This window comes from Leptospiraceae bacterium, assembly GCA_015075105.1.
Taxonomy (GTDB): Bacteria; Spirochaetota; Leptospiria; order Leptospirales; family Leptospiraceae; genus JABWCC01.
This window is the reverse complement of the sequence record JABTUZ010000002.1, coordinates 287916-306116: the sequence shown is the minus strand read 5'-3', so window position 1 is coordinate 306116 and position 18201 is coordinate 287916. Positions and strand designations below refer to the sequence as shown.

The window sequence follows — 18201 nt, the reverse complement described above, 5'->3', positions numbered from 1 at the left end:
CACATCTTCCGAGCTTGTGGGGCTGTGGTGTACCGAATTTGAATTTCATTTTTCATAAGTTAGGCGACAACTTAGTTTTCATCCATTTACCTCTTTTAACTGTGTACGGATATCCGTACATCTTTTTCTCGTTTCGGCGTGGATTCTGCACTGGAGGAATACAATTCAGAAAGAACGCATCAGGGAAAATACTGTTATGGAAAAACTCCATTGCAGACTTTCATTGATTCGAAGCGCTTGGCGACAGAAAAGTATTTGGACACCATACAAGTGGCTTAAATTTTTAAGCATGAGTGTCAGATTTTGTCTTGGCTATTACAATTCAGCATTTACAATCGGTGGAATAACACTTTATTTTACTTTCTGGATTATTTGAAATTTTTTTATATAGCCTTTCTTTATCTCCATTTACATCTAAAACATCAACTGACTCTCCTTGAGTATCTCCCTTTATTTCGTTAATCAAAATATTTCCATTTTCAATTTTGCCAAAATACTGATTTATTTCCCACATAAAACTAAATTCATCTTTACTTTTTTGCTTATCATTTACATCCATAGGAGTATCATGAAAATCGCTATCTGTAACTTTGATGCGAAATGATATACTGCTTATTCCTGAATTTGAAAACTTCATATTATCAATTTTGATTCTAAAAAATTTTGGTTTATAGCCTTCCCTTGCTTGATCAAACTCATCAGATGTTCCAATATAACTTCCTTCAATACTCTCATTAACAATTCTTAAAATAATATATTGGTTTTCGTTGCAATGGCCTCCCTTTCTTTGAAATTCATATACACCCACCATGTTTTGATGATTATTTTTTAACTCTTTATTCATGGATTCATCTCTACAATATTGTGTTACAAAAAAAATCAATATAAGCAATCCATAATATTTTATTTTTTCCTTTAAGAATATCTCTTTCATGAAACCAATCTCCTATAAAGTCATTAACTATTTAAATTCAATATGATAAGCAGGATCCTTGGGGGGAAGATAATAATTTTTAATTAAACCATTCTTCTTTCCCTCTTTGATTTGCTTAACAAATTCCTTCCTCTTATCATTATCAATTGATGATGGTGCGATATCAATAACTTTTCCGTCGTTACTACAATGCCGACTCACACTTGAACACCCCAGTTCATTAATTTTTTTGTTCATATCTGATTTGATTTCAGAATTAGATTTGTTTTTTCTCTTTCCTTCTTCATATACATCAATTACCATCTCACCTTTTTGACCGTATAAATCCCTTTGTTTCTGAACTCCTTGATTTTGTAGATTATTAAACATGGCGTCAGTTTGTTCATTGGAATTTCTGCCCGCACTAGTTATTTTTAACTTATCAACTCCTGAATTCTTTGCTATATCTTTTACTTTATCCAATGTTTTTTCATCAATAGCAGACTTATCAACGTCCTTTGAATATTTAATATCAACATCTTTACTTTGTTCTTTCTCATCAAAACCAAACCAAGATTTCACTTTATCCAGTCCATTAGAAAATGCTTTTTTAGCGAAGTTCACGTACTCCCCGAAACCCTTGTTCCTGTCGGGGTCATACCCCGCATTATGCACCAGCACCGCATCCTCTGTCACAAAATACGTGTGCGCATTTTCTACTTCGAAATTGTAAACGGTTTCCGATCTCTTCTCGATTTCAATCGAAACAATTTCCAAAGTCAAATCGTTTGCGAGTGTTGATCTGTTTCCCACTTTCAAATCCTTCGCTTCAATCCATCCACGTCCCGGGATATAGAATGGATGCGTCGCCGTTGTTTCGATGAGTCTTGCGTTTGAATATCTGATTTTGTAGATAGCATCGGTCTGGCGGATATGAGTATTGAGAACTCTGTTGTATTCGATCGTATGCGTTTTCTCATTCCATGAGAGTACGATATCGTTAAATTTGATGTCTTCGATGTTCTTTACACCGCTTATTGTATGAACTTTGGTTCCGGCCACAAAACAAGTCCTCTGGTGGTAGTTGCCCTGTGCGTCGATGAAACCATCTTTATCAGACGTTACGCCTATCGCACCAACAAGGTCGTCCTTCATGTCGTTCAGAGTTCTCGACAAAAATCCCTCGTCTTCATCTCGGGAAGTGTTTTGACCTTCGTCGATAACGCCTCTCGCTTGCTCGTTGAGTCCGACATCGTGAAGTTTTGTTGCTTTTTCTTCGGGCGACATGTTCGAAATCTCTTCGTCAGTGTAACCACCTTTTTGTTTCAAAAACGCATTCTTCTTCTCGTCCATTGCCCTCTGGCGATTCGCCTCTGCGATTGCATCTGTCTTGGACATGAGATCGTCCATACTCGTGATTAGATTTTCCCCGGCTGTGATTTGGTTACCGCTATTGCCTGTCAGGCTCGAAGACATTGTCCCCTTCGATGTGTTGTAGGAAAACTTTCCGTTGCCGATTGTCGCCCCGATCACAGTGTCCCCGTGCTGCGACGCCACGATGTTCAATGCTCCGGCAGTGATGTTCACACCAAAACCATCGTTCTTGCTGTAGGTGAGTTTCTGTTTGCCACCAGCGACGTAGCCACTAACGGTTCGGAGGACAGAACGCGTTTTTTACGCTTCGCTAAAAAAACACTGCCCGATGACAGAAGACTGAGGGTTCAGTTGTCGGTGGGGCGAATCCGTTCAACATGTCGCTTAACGCACGATTTTATTTCTTCCTAAGAGGAGCACTTCTGTCTTACGAACGGTCAGGCTCTCAGCTACGGTCAAAAAATCGCATTCACGATTTTTGTGACCCCGCTTCGATCCTTTTCGCTTGCAAGCGAGAAGTCTTTTATGATGCGTTAGGCGACACTGTGATTTGTGTAGAGTTGCCTAATTTGGCAATCCAATTGCCAAATCATGGAGAATTTTTCCATTCCTAACCCATCGCATTTTCTACTTTTCTTGAAAAAGGGGCTATGGGCGACCGAATTTGAATTATTAATCAACAATCCCTTCTCTTCGCAAGTCCTCCATTGTGAGACCCGTGATTTCAAAGACAAACTCGAGGTCAGAACCTTTCGCAATCATCTTTCTAGCGTCGTCGAGTTTACCTTCAAGTTTACCTTCAAGCTTACCTTCAAGTTTACCTTTTTCTATTCCTTCTTCCAGAATCATGTCATACATTGGTGATTGAATCATAATATCTTTTCTCCTTCTAAAAAATTCCCCGACAGCTTCTTTATTCCGTAGTCCCAATAGTAACCCAAAAATCGTCAGCATGTCAAGATGATTTTTGTTCCGGCTCTCATACAATTTGCGCTCTATCTCTTTGACATAATTTAATCCATTTCGGAACAGTGGAATCAATGGCAAAAGCGATTCGTCCAAATTCAGATATTTCTCAGCTTCCAATTCCCATATTTTAACCAGCTGAAATTGAAATTTCACTTCTTCATCTGAATATTCGTTCGTGCTGTTCTTGTTTGAATTGAGTAGAACATACACCGAGTGAACCGGCTTGTGAAACTTTCTCATGTATCTCGCTTTGTATTCCAACATGTCGAGGATTTTCTCTTCCGACCATTCGGTCTGAAATTCCACAAGATAAATTTCTTCCTTCCCTTTACCGTCTTTCACAAGCACAGGATAATCTGTCCGTTTTACGGAGACAGTTTCCTGCGGAAGCTCTTCCAAAATTTCGGCTTCGGTAATCGTCACTCCAAGAATTTCTTTAAAGAACACAAACTTGGAATTTTCCAAGAGGGTCTTGAGCGCGATGTCGTATTGCATTGGGTTAGGTTCGAGGATATGATTTTTTTAGCGAGTGTTTTTTTGTTCACGAATGACTTACTACCGAAACGGTCTGTCCAGCACTTGGGCGGGCAGGGCAGGTGCCATATTCCCAGATAACTTTTTCCGCTTTTCCACGAAACCCCCGTCTTTGAATGCTCAAATCTTATTTCGCGAGGGCCAAACTAGGACAATTTAGGGTTTATTTTTTATAAAGTTCTTTCCTTTATACTTAATCCAGGCTTCACCAAATTCTATGCGGGCATACCAAATTTTGCTGTTCTTTTCATCGATATCACTTTCAGTGTATTCAAGTTCATCTTGTAAATTGGTATTGGTTGTGCCAAAAAGTTTTAACTCATAAACATTTTCTTTTAAAATCTTGACGTCTATTATCCTTCCAAACGAATAGTATAGTTCGGATTCAGACACCCTATGCAAAATCTCAGATGTTGATATTAAAAGTTCTTCCTTTTCTTTACTCTTTAAAATATATTCGCCAGTAATATCTGTAAGTAGTTTTTTTAATTTTCCACTTGGGTGTTCTTCTAAGTTAGAAGTTTCTACCCAATATTGCGTTCTTCCGTCTTGAATCCATTTATCTGATGAAGCGATTTTTTCAGTGCAAACACTTGCATATATAGGCAATAATTTTCTTACTTCTCTGTTTATATTTGGAGCAATGTATTCTGGGGACATATCCTTTTTTACAATGAAACATTTGCTTTCACTGACAGTAACTGTTTCATTTTTTCCTGTTTCAGGTTTACAAGATAAAATAATAGTCAAATAAGTGATAAGCAATATTATATTTTTCTTCATATTAGTTATTCTCCTTTATTTGTAATATGCAGATGATTGTTATGGAGTTTTTCATTTTTTGTTTTGCCATAGTTTTTCGTCCAAGTATCTTTAGGCTGGCCTCTGACTCCTATCATTTGCCAAGGTCCGATAACCTGACTTACGTTGTCTTGCTTCCATGACCACTCCCTAACTCGTCTTGCTAAATCAGGTTCCCGTTTAATACTTCCGTTTTGATTATTAAAATTAACTATCTTTCCTGTATCTGTTTCAATTGTTCGAATATCAATACCATTCCCAGATGGATGAACTTTCGATCCCCCTGATGGGCGCCATAAACCGGAAAGATTAATTCTTTTTGTATCAAATTCGCCAGCAAGTTCACTTAAATAATTAAACGATTCAGGAGATTGCTTTTTTAAAACATCGTTAATTGAATATCCTTTCGCTCTTGCAGTAGCCCATGAATCTTCATCTATTTCAATTATTGCACCATTTAGCTCAGTGGTGTATTTATTCTTTCCAACTTCTTTTAAATTGTCAATAGCTTTATCTTTAAGATTTTCTGATCCAAACAAGAAAGACTTCACCCCGTCCATCGCTTTCTTTGCTAAATTACCAACATCGCTTGCGATACTATTCTTCCCCGCCAAACTCCCATAAAACTGCGCTTCGTTATGCACCAAGACCCCGTCTTCTCCAACAAAGTAGGTGTGATTACCCTCAACCTCGAAGTTGTAAGCAGTCTCCTCGCGTGCGTTAGTTGAAATCGCAGAGATGAACAGGGGATTTGAGTTCGCTGTTTTCAGTTCGTCGCCAACTTTCAAATCCTTTGTCTCTATGAATCCACGATCTTTGATGTAGAACGGGTGATTCCACGTAGTCTCAACCGTTCGACCGCTGGAGAATGTAAGCTTGTAAATCAGGTCGGTTTTGCGAACAAACAGATTTGTAATCGTTCTGTATTCGAGCTTTCCGGTTTCAGGATTCCAACTGAGAGCTTTCTCTCCGAGTTTTAGAGTCTCGATTGTCTTTTCTCCTTCAAGCGTTGTAATCATAGTCCCCTTTATAAAACACGTCCTCTGGTGGTAGTTGCCCGCCTCGTCGATATATCCTGTTTGGTTGCCACCACGGTAGGCTCCCGTCGCAAGATTTCCGATGTCGGACAGACTGCCGAGTAGTTCTGCTCCAAAGCTTTCTCTCGAAGTGCCCATATTCTGCTTTTTCGCTTTTTTCTTTTAAAAAGAAAAAAATGCTTGCAAAAAAAGAAAAACCCGCTTACTGCATCCTCAGGTAAATCGAGCAGAACCGCTCCCTTAGGCTTTTCAGTAGCAGTAAAATTCGGCTTCGCCTAACTTCCCATGATACGTTAGGCGATATCGTGATTCACGAGAAGGCTCCTGAATTTGGAAAACTGTCTGCCCAGCCTCACAGCGTCAAGAGAGCCGTTAGGCGATTTAGTGGGGCTGTGGTTTTCAAATTAGAAAAAAATTTTGATTACTAACCCCTTTGTTTTCGCTTTTTTTGCCATCTTCGAATTCTATTTTCGCAAAAATCCAAACTCTTTCCGTTCCAAAATCCGATTTTTTCGGGACAACTTTCCCATCTTCTCGCAAAACCACGTCTTGTAGCCTCAAATCCTCTTTTTGCGAGACACAGGTATAGTAGATTTAGATAGTATCTTATTTTTTACAATTGATTGAAGATTCCTTGAATCAAAGTTTTCAGACGCATCTAAAATTTCTATTCCGACGATTTTTCCTGCCGCATCATAATCAACCGCCAAATCCTCACTTAGCTGTTTTGTGGTCACTTTTTGTTTTTTGAGATATGTATTGTATTATCAAGTTTTTATCATATTTGAGTTGCATCGTTTCTGTCTTTTGCGAAAAATGCCTATGTGGTGTTCTAATGACAATTTTTGTTTTTTCAACAAATGCAGTTAACTTCTTTTGTTTTGTATGGTTTACTGTTCCATTTAGTCTCTAGGCAAAAGAAAATTTGCTTTCAAGACGTGATAGCTTCTTTTGCATTTGCCGGTGCGTTTTAAATGATTGTTGAATAGGTTCCTTTTTTTGAAACCCTTGAATCAGTTCATGTTTTTTTACATGTTTAGATTTTGACTTTGGCTTCATGTGTGGCGATTTATCCATTTGGCTTCATCAGACGTGCTGGATGATGCTTTGCGTGATGGTGGCGTATGGTTTTGTAGATTTTGATTTGTTTTTTTTGTTTGGCTATATAAGAATGGGTGAAATATTTTGTTTTTCGTGGTTTTTTCAGAGATGGCAATATAAGGCGGTTGTTGCCGATGCGACGGCGGCCGCAGTTGCTGTTTTTGGAAAGAAAAATTGCAATCTTGGCATGAACCGAGATTTGTTGTTGCTGTTTATAATGCCATTCGGTATAGTATGAAACTGTTTTCTTTGCATGGCCCAGATTGTTGTTGATGCAAACATTTTTCAGTTGATTTCGTTCTCTAAAATGCTAATTTTGATAAAGAAGTTTTTTGTTTATATTCCTGCAGTTTGGCTGCTTTTCAAGCGTTTTTTTTGTTTTTTTGCGGTATTTTTGATTTTTGAATTTTTAAGCGCAAGATTTGATTGGCAGAGGTTAATAAATTATTATCAATTTCTGGGCGAAGCCAGCCAGTTTTTCATTTTGCTTGGCGGCATGGCAATAATACGATATTTAACTGTTTTTTTTTTACTGCCCTTTTTGTTTTTTGTGCGAATTTTTTTTGCATTGTGATGATGTTGAAATGCGGCGGTTGGTTTTCAAAATTCTTCCAATTGTTGCCCATTCAAAATTTGTTTTGCTTTTTCGCCGATTCGATTTTTTATTTTCCCGTGATTGTTTTTGGGCTTTTTATCAATGCTGTTGTCTATTGCGAAAGTTTTAATTGGTGAAACTATCACTTTTTTTGTTGCATGGCCCGCCTTTTTTGTTCTTCCTTGTTTGCATATAATTTATTTTTGATCTTGATTGATCGATATTTGCAGTTATTTTCAAATTGATTTTTCGATAGGGTGCGCAAGTTTGTGAGTTGGTTTTGAAGATTGTTTTTTGCTCTTCTATTTTTTTTTTTTGAATCAACTTTTTTTTTGAAAGATGCGGTATCCATTTTTTGTGAATTAAAGCTTTCTTCCCTAAATGGCATCAAGCTTTTCAAGAGTTTTGCTGTTTTCGTGGCAGTAAGTAGATAATGTACGCCAGACTCGGCCTCGCCGGCGAAGTGGTTGTGGTTGTTTCGTTGATGATGTATTTTTTTTGTCGGAGAGACGTTGTATTGGTGGATGTTTTAAATGGTGTTTCAGATAATTTTTTCGGTTGATGCCATGTTTTGGTCTTGCTGTTTTTTTTTGGATTTTCAATGGAAAATCTTTTCAACCCAGAATGGTGATTGCACGTAGTTGAAATTATTTCCGGGCGTTTTGCGTCAAACAATAATTCGGCAAAGTTTCGTAATGTACCGGTGTTTTGCATTGCCGTGATTTCGTTTCTGGATAGAGTTTTTGGCAAGTTGATATGTTTCGATAGGGTTTTTGACCGTTTCGCAGTATTTGGCTAACGTCCCTTGGCAAAACATGACGTTGGTGGTAGTTGCCCGTTTTCGTCGATATATTTTGTTTGGTTGCTTACGGTAGGTTTTTGTCGCAAGATTTCCGATGTCGGACAGACTGCCGAGTAGTTTTGCATAAAGCTTTTCGAAGTGTTATTTTTTTTTGCTTTAAAATGCAAAAGAAAATTGCTTTTGTTGGGTAACCCATTGGATCCTCAGGTAAATTGCTTTTGTGCTTTTTTTTGTCAGGTGGTAAAATTTGGCTTGGCCTTCTTCCCATGATGCGTTAGTGCCTGATGATATGGTTTTGGCGAGGCTGTTTTTTTGGAAAATTGCTACAGCCTCACTGTGTCGAGAGAGCGTTAGGCGATTTAGTAATGGTGGTTTTCTTCACGGCAGAAAGAAAATTTTTTTGATGGCATTTAACGTTTTGTTGTTGCTGTTACTGCTCGTTTTTACTGGCCTTTTGATAAAAATGCAAACTCTTTCTATTTGAATGGGTTTTTTTTTCGGGACAATTTTTCCATCTTCTCGCAAAACCCTGTCTTTTTCAGGGTTAAATCTTATTTTTGCGAAGAGCAACAGTATTGAATTTCAGAAAAACTATTTAGGATTAGTATAAAATGATAATATGATACAACCATATTTTTCAAAACAATCATAATAGATATAGTAATTAAAAAACCCATATTCAGCATGAATATAAAAGTTATTTTGATTATGGCACGGCTTCTTAGAGCATTCTTTAATTTTCTCTGAATGGGAAAATGCTTCCTGAAGAAAGTTTTTAAATCTGGACTGTTATTTTGCTTTTTTTTTCACTTTTCTGTTGAATTTTACAAATGCGTTATGGAAGTTGTTTTTGAGAAATCGTCTTTTGCTTTATCATAATTTAAATCGATTACTGCATCGCCGAATATATATGTTAGCCCTCCCTCATTTAGCATTTTCACAATTCCTTCAACATTATTTTTTTTTAAAAGTTCGAGAATTGTTTTAGAAGAATCAGTTAGCTCCATTTTCTTTTCCGTGATTACTTTTTCTTTACAATCTGAAGAAAATGTAAGAATCGCAACTAATAACATAAATTTAAAATTTGCTCTTATTTCTTTTGCATCCATTTTAACACCTGTTGTCTTGTAAATTTTTGATCTAAAGATTTTATATGTAAATGAGCTCCGGTAGTAAATCCAATCTTGCTACCTGTTTCTCCAATATAAGTTCCTGCTGGAAGCGATTCCCCTTTTCTGTATGCATTCATTACATCAACATTAATTTTATCAAAATGACCCATTCTAACTTTTTGCCCGTTTGATAACTGAATATCGACAACCCCCCCATAGGGGGACATTACTCCGGCATTGACTACTTTAAAATCAGAAGCAGGTCCATACCAGGTTTTTTGTGAACTAATGTCTCCTCTCCAAGTTTGCTCAACTCTATCCTCTCCGACTTTAATCCCTGCTACTATTTTATCTTTAACACGAACATGATTACCGTTCAACTTATCAATTCCCTCCCAGTTTTCTTGTTGAGGCTAGTTTATTAGCATCAATTGTTACTTTTTGCGTGACCTTTGTAATTTTGCGACGCTTTCTGGCATGGTTTTAGTAGCGTTGCTACCAGGATAAAAAATCGTATCACCAACACTTCTCTCAACATATTTTCCAGATTTTATTGCTTTCATTTGCGCCTCATATTCAGGGTTGAAATTGATCCATGGCTTGTATTTCAAATGGGCACCTCATTCTTTTGAGTCTAGCAATTTTTTTTACAACTTTTACTTCTACTGCATACTCTTCATTATGCACAAGCACTTCCGCATCACCCACGAAGTAGTTATGATTCTCCTCGACTGTGAAGTTGTAAACAGTCTCTTCGCGGTCTTCGAATGCGATATGCGAAATCGCAAGCGTCCTCGAGTTGATTCGGACAGAGCGGTCTCCTTCTCTTAAGAATCGCGCTTCGATCCAGTCTTCCGTAATATGCCCGTCGCTTTCGACTCTTTGTATCCTGAAAGGGTGTGTCGGGGTTGTTTCGATTACCATTCCGTCTTCGTATTCGAGTTTGTAAATCCTGTCAGTCTTTCTAATGTATGTCTGTTGCACTTTGCTTAAGACGATTTTTCCGGTCTTCTCATCTTTGGCAAATACAATATCGCCGTCTTTGATTTCCTCAACAGGTTTTTTTCCGGACAGAGTGGAAACAGGAGTTCCCTTCACAAAACAAGTCCTCTGGTGGTAGTTGCCCTGTGCGTCGATGAAGAAATCATTTCCCCCTCCACGATAGTTACCTGTGACAATATTTCCAAGATCGCTAAGAGCTCCGAATATCTCTGATCCTATACTTTCTCTCGAAGTTCCATCTGCTAAAGGATCAGTGACAACGCCGCTGTCTTTAGCCAATGATTTTCTGGTGGCAGCAATTTCCTCCGAAGTCATATTTTCGACTCCGGGTATCACATCTTTGTATTTCTTTTTGAAATCCTTATCAGCCTCTGCCTGCGCTTTTTCCTTCACTACTTCACGATTTCTTTCCGCCATCGCATCGAGGCTCGACTCCATGCTACTGAGGTTGGATGCAATATCCAGATTCTGTCCTGTGTTTACAGTCGTCGAACCCTGGAAACCTGTTCGGTCAAGCCGGACATTTCCACTAACGCTTCCGTTATCGACTTCGCCAAACTTTCCTTTTTCATAAACCGGACTTGTGGACGTTAGTGTCATTCCAAGGCTTGCCGAAAATCCTGTCTTCGTATTGTAACTTACTTCAGCATTCGCATTGCCTCTGAATCCCTCGGTCAGCGCAGTGGACATCTGCTTGCTGACGCTTACCGTTAGTCCGCTTTTCTGAGTGAAGCTCGCACTTGCGTTTGCATAGCTTGTCTTTGCAGTGACCGCTACTCCGAACCCTTCCGATTTTGAGTAGGACAATTTCCCGCTCGCGCTGTCCGAGCTTACCTTCGCGTAAGCCTCCACTCCGGATTTCTCACTGTAGCCAATTCCTACTGTTTTCGTTCCATCTGAATTCGTAAGTCCTGCAACGACTCCGAATCCGTCGCTTTGCGAATAGCTCATTCCAGCTTTGTAATTTCCGTATTGCGCTTGCCTCAAGTCCAAGTCCGCCGTCCCGGCTGTAGCTGGCTTTGACTCCGACTTTTGTCTTACCAATGCCAAACGACGCACCGACGCTTCCGCTAAATCCGTTTTGCTCCGAATAGTTGAGCCCAACCTCTGCCCTTGCAGGGCCGATTCCGATTCCAACTGATACGCTTGCGCCGAATCCTCCTTCGTAAGAGTAACTAACGCATTTAGAAGATAGTTGTTAGTGGATAGAAGTTAGTAGGGCGAGTCCCCAGCCCTTGCGTAATTTTGGAAAGGCAAGGGCTGGGGTCGGGCTCTCTCTCCAACTCCTCGCCCCTTGAATTCTGACCTGTAATGCTTCACATCCAGATATTACGGGGCTGTGGGGTTTCCGTTCGATCCCTCTCGCTATAAGGCGTTATATCCTCCTGTTTGCGGAAGCTGTGGCGGATGTCCGGTCGCTTTCGCAAGGCTATTTGCTTGACATTTCGCGAATGGATGTTATTTTTTGAATATGATCACTGCAAAAGACCAAATTGCACAAATTTTAAATAAACAACCGGATGACTCTTCTTACGAAGAAATTTTGAGAGAGTTGGCATTTGCTCGAATGATAGATCGTGGTTTAGCTGATTATGATTCTGGTCGAACTATTTCGAATGAAGAAATGTCAGACCGTTTAGCTAAATGGCTAAAATAATTTGGACTTCTGAAGCTGAACGCTGGATAACTGAAATCTACGATTATATTGCATTGGATAATCCGGTAGCAGCGAAAAAAGTTGTTCGCGGTATTTACGATCGTGTTCAAATTCTTTCCCAATTTCCGGAAATTGGTTATCGCTTTGAAGAATCTTCCCGTAATGTTCGTATATTGCTGTATGGCCACTATAGAATTGCATATCTCGTATCAGAGTCGCGCGACTGCTCTATTTTAGGTGTGTTTCATGGATCTCTTGATATTGTAAGGCACATCAAAATCTGAATAATATTTCGCCTGACGTCCTTCTACGCACTATTTGCCTTGGGCTTTAGTCCACTGTTAGACTTGTCCAGCACCACCACTACAAACGAGCCGTTAGGTGAGTCTTGTGGTGCTGTGAAACACCGATTTTCTCCTCCAAACAAATGAGCGAATCTGCAATCAGGGCTTTTAGCAGTGAGTGCGATTGGATTTTGCAGGTGGGCATGGGGAAAATTATTTCCAATATGGATTCTCTCCTTTTTTTTGTTTAGGCATTTCTGTTTCGGTAGTTTTATTTAAGAGTAATATTTTATTTGGTAAAAACCATATTTTGATTAAATTTTCGTCTAAAAATTCCATTTTGTATATAGTCGGCTCTTCTGTTTCAGTTCCTTCCCCACCTTCTATGAAGAATTGCTTTTCATCTTTTTTAATACTAATAATAGTTTGCAAACTACCTACTACATAATCATAGTCACAATTAAATGTCAAAGAAGGATAATCCTTTAAGCAAATACATACTGCTACTTTTTCATTTCTCCATACACCTGAAAGCTCTGGAAATTTATTGCACTCTTTTTTTCCTATTTCGATCTCGGGATCAAGATAAGGTAATTTTTGTCCCTTACATGTAGCCACATTCCAACTCAAAATAGTGAATACTGCCAAAAGTATTATTTGTTTCTTAGTAACCATATATCCTCCTTACTTGATCAGTACTATATACTTTCCCTTTTTTATCTCGAATTTCTTGGTGTAAATGTGAGTCATATCCTTTATCCCCGCCAGTCCCTCCAGCTCTTCCGATATATTGCCCTGCCTTTATTTTCGAGCCAGGATAAACATTTGTAGCAATTCCGGAAGTGTGCATATATTTTGCTTCTTTTCCAGAATCGTATTTTAAAATGATAGTATTATACCCTCCTGCAAAATCAACTTTTCCAGATTCATTAGCGTATAAGTCACGGTTGAATCCTTTTTCTCGAACTTGATAATCAGATCCTTTATGCCCTGAAGAATGAATAGGTTTTTTATCTTTTCTGTGCGCAGGTGTATCCGGAAAATCATCCGATCCTTTTCCGCCATGAACACTGTCATTAACTTGAATTTTTCCGCTTAATGGTGAATAATGGCCACTTTCATTTTTTTTTGGTTGCAATTCCGGATGTTCCGGACCATCCATTATTGCAAATTGCTTATCTCTACCTTGACCTTCTCGATTCCACGCTGAGAATTCGCTAATCTTTTCTCCATCCTTAAAAACTTTAACGCTTTTTGTTTTCCCATCTTTAGAAAGAGTCATTTCATGCTCAATACCATCATCTCCTTGAATTCTAATGGTCTCTCCTTTCTTCATGCTCAATTGATTTTTTTCCTCATCTCCTTTGAAATATCCGATAACACTATCCGCTAAGCTAACCAAGCTATCTTTCGCAAAAGAAGCATATTTCACTATACCATTTTCTCCTTTTTTATCCGGATCATAATTATGCACCAACACGTCGCTCTTAGTCACAAAATATGTATGGTCGTTTTCGACTTCGATGTTGTAAACCTTCGTCGGTGGAACTTTGTATTGCCGGATGTTTTTTATCGGGTGTTCAGATTTGTTTTTCAGCGTCACGACGTCCCCAACCCGGAGGTCTTTCACCTCAGTCCATTTTTGAATTTTCAGCCCTGTGGAATTTGTTTCTACCCAAAACGGATGATTCCACGTTGTTGAAATTACCATACCTCCGACTTCCACGTCAAACAATAATTCTACTTCATTCTCGAAAAGTTTCGTAATCGGCTTGTATTCAAGCTCACCCGTGATTTCGTTTCTGGACAGCGCTTTCTCGCCAAGTTGCAGTGACTCGATTGGATTCCTCTTGTTTTGGAATCGGAAAGATATTTATTGTCTAACTTGTGAAAACTTTCATGAATAGCTATTAAACCAGCATCGTCAATGTCTGGACGGATGTAAATTTTTCCGGTTAACGGATCATAAAATTTGGCTTATGTCAAAAATCCAGGATGAGATTTATCCATGGTATGAAATTCAAATTTCTGCTAATCTGTCGTTGAGATAATATCCAGCTTATCATTGATTGATTTTGTAGCTTTTAAAATTTGAATTTTTTGCGACCGCTCCACTATTCCATCCACTAAAACATTAGTTCCTCTAAGACTTTGTTCGCTCGCAGTAGCAACCCACTCGTCCTTCCAGAGTTTTGCGTTTTGCAGGTCTTCTTCGTCGCCGTGAGATGGGCTCTGCCCAGCATCTGCAGTTGTAATCTTCTCCCGGATGTGCCTGAATCGTTTTTGTGCCGTAGAGAATTTTCGGACGTTTGTCCCATGAGTGAAAAGTGTCGGCGAGTTTGGAGTGCTGGTCGCGTGTGTGAAAGCCCGTGATTCTCCAGATGTATCCGGGAATTCCGGAGGCAGTCTGATCCATCATGGTTAACGTTCCGAAAAACTTGCTGGTCTGGTCTCTTGCCCAGAATTCAGCTTTACTTCGGGAAATTCCCCCCTCCGAGTTTTTCTAATTCGTCTGCGATGGATTTGAATATTTCCTTTAGCGTAGTCCCTTTCATACATTAATTCTACTCTATCCTCAAAAAGTTTTATGATTGGTATGTATTAAATGAGGGAATACACTTTTTTATCTTACCACTTCGTTTGAAATTCAAAGGGGTTTCTCTGAACAGGGGAAGAGCAATATAAAAGCCTTGACAATTAACACAAATCTAAAAAATACTAAATGAGCTAAGTAATGTAAGATTAAAAGAGTCGTGTTTTATCGAGATGTAAGGCAGAAAATAAAAGAAAATTTGAATAGGCACTTTTAATAGTAATGGAAATGATTTTTTATAAAGATACTTTGCAAAAATAAAAAAGGAGAATCTTATGAGTGAAAGTACAATATCCAAAGACATTGTTGGGAAAAAAATGGATAAGTTTGAATTTGTAGTAGAGAGAGGAAAGGTAAAAGAATTCTGCATAGCAATCGGTGAAAAGGATTCAGTTTATTGGGAATTGGATATCGCAAAAAGCAAAGGATTTTCGGACACTCCTGTTCCACCAACTTTTCAAACTTCTATTCAGTTTTGGGGCTATCCTAAAATATGGGAAGATATGAAGTCCTTTGGAATTGACATTGGCAGAATTTTGCACTTGAAAGAAGAATATACATATTTAAAACAAATGTATCCCGGAAAAGTTTGGGCACAGTCTGAGGTTGTAGATGTAAAGACCGGAAAGATGGATATGGTGACATTTAGAACTACCTATCATAACGATAAGAACGAGCCTTTGATTGCTGCAGAAATGGCAATCGTAATCAGACCAAAGTGAGGAGAGATCATGAAAATAGAATTTGATAAAGTAGAAGTAGGTCAAGAAATTCCACAAATCACTATGGGTCCGATTACCCATGCGGACTTGGTGCGTTATGCGGGAGCGAGTGGGGATTTTAACCCTATTCACAACGACAAAGAGTTTGCAATTTCACAAGGGTTAGATGGAACGATTGCTCACGGTATGCTTGTAATGGCGTATATTGGACGGCTTTGTACAAATTGGGCAGATCAAAAGCAATTTAAATACTTTGGAGTAAAGTTTAAAGCGATGACTAAGCCCGGTCAGACTCTCACTTGCAAAGGAAAAATCAAACGCAAGAAAGAAGACAATGGCGAAAAGTTAGTCACTGTGGATGTAGAAGCAGTTGATCAAATTGGAGAAGTAAAAGCAGGAGGGGAGCTAATAATTTCTTGTTGAAATTTTGAAAAGTTTTCAGAATGAAATTTAGTTCTACTGAAAACTTTTTTAATAGAATCAAAGGTTGATTTGATAAATACTATCGAAAGAAGCATTCTTGTTTGTTTAAGTTTTTTTAAAGTATTTCAATATTTGTAAATTCATTGTATGTTAAAAGATTATTTTAAAATAGGGAAGCAATCTCATACTATTGGTGGAGACCTCAGTCCTTTTCTAATAGCTGAAATTGGATTGAATCATAATGGGGACTTAGACATAGGAAAAAGGACAATTGCAGAAGCGGGGAAATGTGGTGCTACTGCGGTGAAGTTTCAATCCTATATTACAGAAGAATTTATAAACAAATCCAATCCAGATGCAAAATTTCTATTCGATATTTTTAAACAATACGAACTATCTGAAAAAATGCACAGAGAATTTCAAAAGACTGCACTCGACGAAGGATTAGAATTTTTTTCTACACCATTATGTGAGACTTCTGTAGATTTTTTGGTATCTCTAAATGTTCCTATTTTAAAAATAGCGTCTGGGGATATTGTAAATTTTCAGCTATTGGAAAAATGTGCATCTACGAAAATTCCTATTTTTTTATCGACCGGTGCTGCCGAGCTTTCGGAAATAGTGAAATCTCTTGAGTATTTACAAGAAAATGAAGTTAGTGAGCTTTGCCTAATGCACTGTGTTTCTGTTTATCCTGCTCCGATAGAGTCTTTGAATTTAAAAACAATTCTTCTTCTTCAAGAGATAGCAAATTGTCCTGTAGGATTTTCGGACCATTCGGAAGGGAGTATTGGAGCTACGATAGCAATAGCGTATAACGCATCTGTAATAGAAAAACATTTCACATTAGATAAGAGTCTTCCCGGACCTGACCATTGTATCTCAGTGTCCCCTGAAGAGTTTCGTGTATTTTCTAAAAATTGTAAAGAAGCATTTTTAGCAAGAGGTAAAAAAGCAAAAGTGTTACACGAGAAAGAAAAAGAAAGTAAATTTTTTGGTAGAAGATCTTTATATATTGATAAAAATAAAAATCCGATTGCTTTACGCCCAAACCTGAGTGTAAAGGATAGAGCAATTCTTGATTCAAAAGATTATATAAAGCTTCAAGAAACCAAGCCTTCTTTTTTGGAATTAAAAGCAGATAGCCCGATATATTTTAAAGATTTGCATGGTTAAGAAAATTTTTATTACTATTTTTGTGATGATGACTTTTTCTGTTGCAGCAAAAACAAATCAAAATAGCTTTTTTCATCCGAAAACAGATTCTATCCATTTTGTGCCGTTAGCGGTAACTTCATTCAAATACGAAACTTCATCTGTTGGTGAGAAAAATCGAGGTGCTGAAAATTTATTTGATTCCAATATTAATTCTTACTGGTATTCTGAAAATACATCTCTTGATGAATGGGTAATTGTTGATTTTGGCTCTAAGAGACTTGTAAACGGATTTGAAATAGAAATCCCCACTTATAAGAATAGGCGTGCTATTCCTTCTTACAAGATTCAAGTTTTGCATCGCAATAATTGGCGAACGATTTTTGAGAATAAGAAACCGGAATTTAGAAACGTAAATTTTATTGGGAATCTTGACGCTTCCATATTTAGAGTTTTATTTCCAAAAAAAGAAAGTCGAACCTACATTGCTGGAAATTTAAGATTTACACTGAATCGAAAAAATCTAACAGGAGTAGATGAGAGATTGACAGGGTACAGATTGCCGATTCAGTTTGCTGTAATTCCAGATGATGAAAATAGATTACCCGGAGCTCCCAGAAAATATAGAAATGGAACTCACAAGGGTTTAGATTTTTTTTACAAAAACTCATCTGACGGTATTGTAGAAGTAACAAAGGAAGATTCGATTTATGCGATTCAATCTGGAGTAATTGTTCGTGTAGATAAAAATTATCAGCCTATGACAAAATCTGAATACGATGAAATAACTTCTTATAATCAGACTCATCCTGTAACTTATGTTGACAGAGATTTTGGTGGAAGGCAAATTTGGATTGATCATGAAAATGGAGTGATGTCGAGCTACAACCATCTTTCTTCAATTCACCCTTCTATGAAGCAAGGATTAAGAGTGAAAAAGGGAGAAGAGATTGGCAAGGCAGGAAATTCCGGCCTTCTCGGTGATGCACTGAAAAATTCAGACAGAACTCATCTACATTTAGAAATCTGGGTTGATGGAGAATATGTCGGAAAAGAATTGAGCCACAATGAAACAAGAAAATTCTTTCAGTATTTTTTCACAGAATAAAAAATCGGTTTTCTAATTG

At 38.0% G+C, this 18201-nt stretch carries 20 protein-coding genes and 1 pseudogene; 9 read left to right on the top strand and 12 right to left on the bottom strand.

Annotated features, from left to right (window positions below; all coding sequences use genetic code 11):
* Positions 1 to 159: 159 nt before the first annotated feature.
* Positions 160 to 279: pseudogene (locus tag HS129_11390) on the top strand (IS481 family transposase).
* Between the two features lie 43 nt (positions 280 to 322).
* Here the strand turns inward: HS129_11390 and HS129_11385 are convergent.
* The gene (locus tag HS129_11385; GenBank protein MBE7412642.1) at positions 323 to 934 is read right to left on the bottom strand and encodes a hypothetical protein; all 612 of its coding nucleotides are present in this window, start codon (positions 932 to 934) and stop codon (positions 323 to 325) included.
* Positions 935 to 961: 27 nt separating this feature from the next.
* Positions 962 to 2389 carry a hypothetical protein gene (locus HS129_11380; GenBank protein MBE7412641.1) on the bottom strand — a complete coding sequence of 476 codons (1428 nt, stop codon included), beginning with the start codon at positions 2387 to 2389 and terminating at the stop codon, positions 962 to 964.
* A 275-nt stretch (positions 2390 to 2664) separates the two neighbouring features.
* Between HS129_11380 and HS129_11375 the strand changes: the two genes are divergently transcribed.
* Positions 2665 to 2901: a hypothetical protein gene (locus tag HS129_11375; protein ID MBE7412640.1), complete on the top strand. Its 237-nt coding sequence runs from the start codon at positions 2665 to 2667 to the stop codon at positions 2899 to 2901.
* Positions 2902 to 2959: 58 nt separating this feature from the next.
* Here HS129_11375 and HS129_11370 read toward each other — a convergent pair whose 3' ends face one another.
* From HS129_11370 to HS129_11355, 4 genes are all read right to left on the bottom strand, one after another.
* Complete coding sequence (locus tag HS129_11370) at positions 2960 to 3703, bottom strand: hypothetical protein (protein ID MBE7412639.1); 744 nt, start codon at positions 3701 to 3703, stop codon at positions 2960 to 2962.
* 243 nt (positions 3704 to 3946) lie between these two features.
* The gene (locus HS129_11365) at positions 3947 to 4573 is read right to left on the bottom strand and encodes a hypothetical protein (GenBank protein ID MBE7412638.1); all 627 of its coding nucleotides are present in this window, start codon (positions 4571 to 4573) and stop codon (positions 3947 to 3949) included.
* Between the two features lie 5 nt (positions 4574 to 4578).
* Positions 4579 to 5766, bottom strand: a complete 1188-nt coding sequence (locus HS129_11360) for a hypothetical protein (GenBank protein ID MBE7412637.1) — start codon at positions 5764 to 5766, stop codon at positions 4579 to 4581.
* 419 nt (positions 5767 to 6185) lie between these two features.
* A complete protein-coding gene (locus tag HS129_11355; GenBank protein ID MBE7412636.1) occupies positions 6186 to 6365 on the bottom strand; it encodes a DUF2283 domain-containing protein in 180 nt (59 codons plus the stop codon).
* Between the two features lie 320 nt (positions 6366 to 6685).
* Here HS129_11355 and HS129_11350 point away from each other — a divergent pair, with 320 nt between their 5' ends.
* Positions 6686 to 6967 (top strand): hypothetical protein, encoded by a 282-nt coding sequence (locus HS129_11350; GenBank protein ID MBE7412635.1) that lies wholly within the window; start codon positions 6686 to 6688, stop codon positions 6965 to 6967.
* Positions 6968 to 7466: 499 nt separating this feature from the next.
* Here HS129_11350 and HS129_11345 read toward each other — a convergent pair whose 3' ends face one another.
* From HS129_11345 to HS129_11330, 4 genes are all read right to left on the bottom strand, one after another.
* Positions 7467 to 7712 carry a hypothetical protein gene (locus HS129_11345; GenBank protein MBE7412634.1) on the bottom strand — a complete coding sequence of 82 codons (246 nt, stop codon included), beginning with the start codon at positions 7710 to 7712 and terminating at the stop codon, positions 7467 to 7469.
* Positions 7713 to 8950: 1238 nt separating this feature from the next.
* On the bottom strand, positions 8951 to 9235 hold the full coding sequence (locus HS129_11340; GenBank protein ID MBE7412633.1) for a hypothetical protein: 285 nt from the start codon (positions 9233 to 9235) through the stop codon (positions 8951 to 8953).
* On the bottom strand, positions 9217 to 9618 hold the full coding sequence (locus tag HS129_11335) for a M23 family metallopeptidase (GenBank protein ID MBE7412632.1): 402 nt from the start codon (positions 9616 to 9618) through the stop codon (positions 9217 to 9219). Before HS129_11335 ends, HS129_11340 begins: the two co-directional genes overlap by 19 nt.
* 196 nt (positions 9619 to 9814) lie before the next feature.
* Entirely contained in the window at positions 9815 to 11299 is a 1485-nt protein-coding gene (locus HS129_11330; protein MBE7412631.1) for a hypothetical protein, read from the bottom strand.
* Positions 11300 to 11711: 412 nt separating this feature from the next.
* Here HS129_11330 and HS129_11325 point away from each other — a divergent pair, with 412 nt between their 5' ends.
* Entirely contained in the window at positions 11712 to 11897 is a 186-nt protein-coding gene (locus HS129_11325) for a hypothetical protein (GenBank protein MBE7412630.1), read from the top strand.
* On the top strand, positions 11885 to 12181 hold the full coding sequence (locus HS129_11320; GenBank protein ID MBE7412629.1) for a type II toxin-antitoxin system RelE/ParE family toxin: 297 nt from the start codon (positions 11885 to 11887) through the stop codon (positions 12179 to 12181). Before HS129_11325 ends, HS129_11320 begins: the two co-directional genes overlap by 13 nt.
* 213 nt (positions 12182 to 12394) lie before the next feature.
* On the opposite strand, the gene HS129_11315 is transcribed toward HS129_11320, so the two are convergent.
* Entirely contained in the window at positions 12395 to 12856 is a 462-nt protein-coding gene (locus tag HS129_11315) for a hypothetical protein (protein MBE7412628.1), read from the bottom strand.
* On the bottom strand, positions 12846 to 13892 hold the full coding sequence (locus tag HS129_11310; protein ID MBE7412627.1) for a peptidoglycan DD-metalloendopeptidase family protein: 1047 nt from the start codon (positions 13890 to 13892) through the stop codon (positions 12846 to 12848). The genes HS129_11315 and HS129_11310 overlap by 11 nt, the downstream gene beginning before the upstream one ends.
* A 1157-nt stretch (positions 13893 to 15049) precedes the next feature.
* Between HS129_11310 and HS129_11305 the strand changes: the two genes are divergently transcribed.
* From HS129_11305 to HS129_11290, 4 genes are all read left to right on the top strand, one after another.
* Positions 15050 to 15496, top strand: coding sequence for a MaoC family dehydratase N-terminal domain-containing protein (locus tag HS129_11305; protein MBE7412626.1), 447 nt, complete (start codon positions 15050 to 15052; stop codon positions 15494 to 15496).
* Between the two features lie 6 nt (positions 15497 to 15502).
* Positions 15503 to 15919: a MaoC family dehydratase gene (locus tag HS129_11300; GenBank protein MBE7412625.1), complete on the top strand. Its 417-nt coding sequence runs from the start codon at positions 15503 to 15505 to the stop codon at positions 15917 to 15919.
* Between the two features lie 147 nt (positions 15920 to 16066).
* Positions 16067 to 17095 (top strand): N-acetylneuraminate synthase family protein, encoded by a 1029-nt coding sequence (locus HS129_11295; protein MBE7412624.1) that lies wholly within the window; start codon positions 16067 to 16069, stop codon positions 17093 to 17095.
* Positions 17088 to 18182 (top strand): M23 family metallopeptidase, encoded by a 1095-nt coding sequence (locus HS129_11290; protein MBE7412623.1) that lies wholly within the window; start codon positions 17088 to 17090, stop codon positions 18180 to 18182. The genes HS129_11295 and HS129_11290 overlap by 8 nt, the downstream gene beginning before the upstream one ends.
* Positions 18183 to 18201: the final 19 nt, after the last annotated feature.

Coding starts and splice junctions, on each gene's coding strand:
- HS129_11385 (MBE7412642.1), bottom strand. CDS start 934: ATGAAAGAGATATTCTTAAAGGAAAAAATAAAATATTATGGATTGCTT.
- HS129_11380 (MBE7412641.1), bottom strand. CDS start 2,389: ATGTCTTCGAGCCTGACAGGCAATAGCGGTAACCAAATCACAGCCGGG.
- HS129_11375 (MBE7412640.1), top strand. CDS start 2,665: ATGTCGCTTAACGCACGATTTTATTTCTTCCTAAGAGGAGCACTTCTG.
- HS129_11365 (MBE7412638.1), bottom strand. CDS start 4,573: ATGAAGAAAAATATAATATTGCTTATCACTTATTTGACTATTATTTTA.
- HS129_11360 (MBE7412637.1), bottom strand. CDS start 5,766: ATGGGCACTTCGAGAGAAAGCTTTGGAGCAGAACTACTCGGCAGTCTG.
- HS129_11350 (MBE7412635.1), top strand. CDS start 6,686: ATGTGTGGCGATTTATCCATTTGGCTTCATCAGACGTGCTGGATGATG.
- HS129_11345 (MBE7412634.1), bottom strand. CDS start 7,712: ATGCCATTTAGGGAAGAAAGCTTTAATTCACAAAAAATGGATACCGCA.
- HS129_11340 (MBE7412633.1), bottom strand. CDS start 9,235: ATGGATGCAAAAGAAATAAGAGCAAATTTTAAATTTATGTTATTAGTT.
- HS129_11325 (MBE7412630.1), top strand. CDS start 11,712: ATGATCACTGCAAAAGACCAAATTGCACAAATTTTAAATAAACAACCG.
- HS129_11320 (MBE7412629.1), top strand. CDS start 11,885: ATGGCTAAAATAATTTGGACTTCTGAAGCTGAACGCTGGATAACTGAA.
- HS129_11315 (MBE7412628.1), bottom strand. CDS start 12,856: ATGGTTACTAAGAAACAAATAATACTTTTGGCAGTATTCACTATTTTG.
- HS129_11310 (MBE7412627.1), bottom strand. CDS start 13,892: ATGGTAATTTCAACAACGTGGAATCATCCGTTTTGGGTAGAAACAAAT.
- HS129_11305 (MBE7412626.1), top strand. CDS start 15,050: ATGAGTGAAAGTACAATATCCAAAGACATTGTTGGGAAAAAAATGGAT.
- HS129_11295 (MBE7412624.1), top strand. CDS start 16,067: ATGTTAAAAGATTATTTTAAAATAGGGAAGCAATCTCATACTATTGGT.
- HS129_11290 (MBE7412623.1), top strand. CDS start 17,088: ATGGTTAAGAAAATTTTTATTACTATTTTTGTGATGATGACTTTTTCT.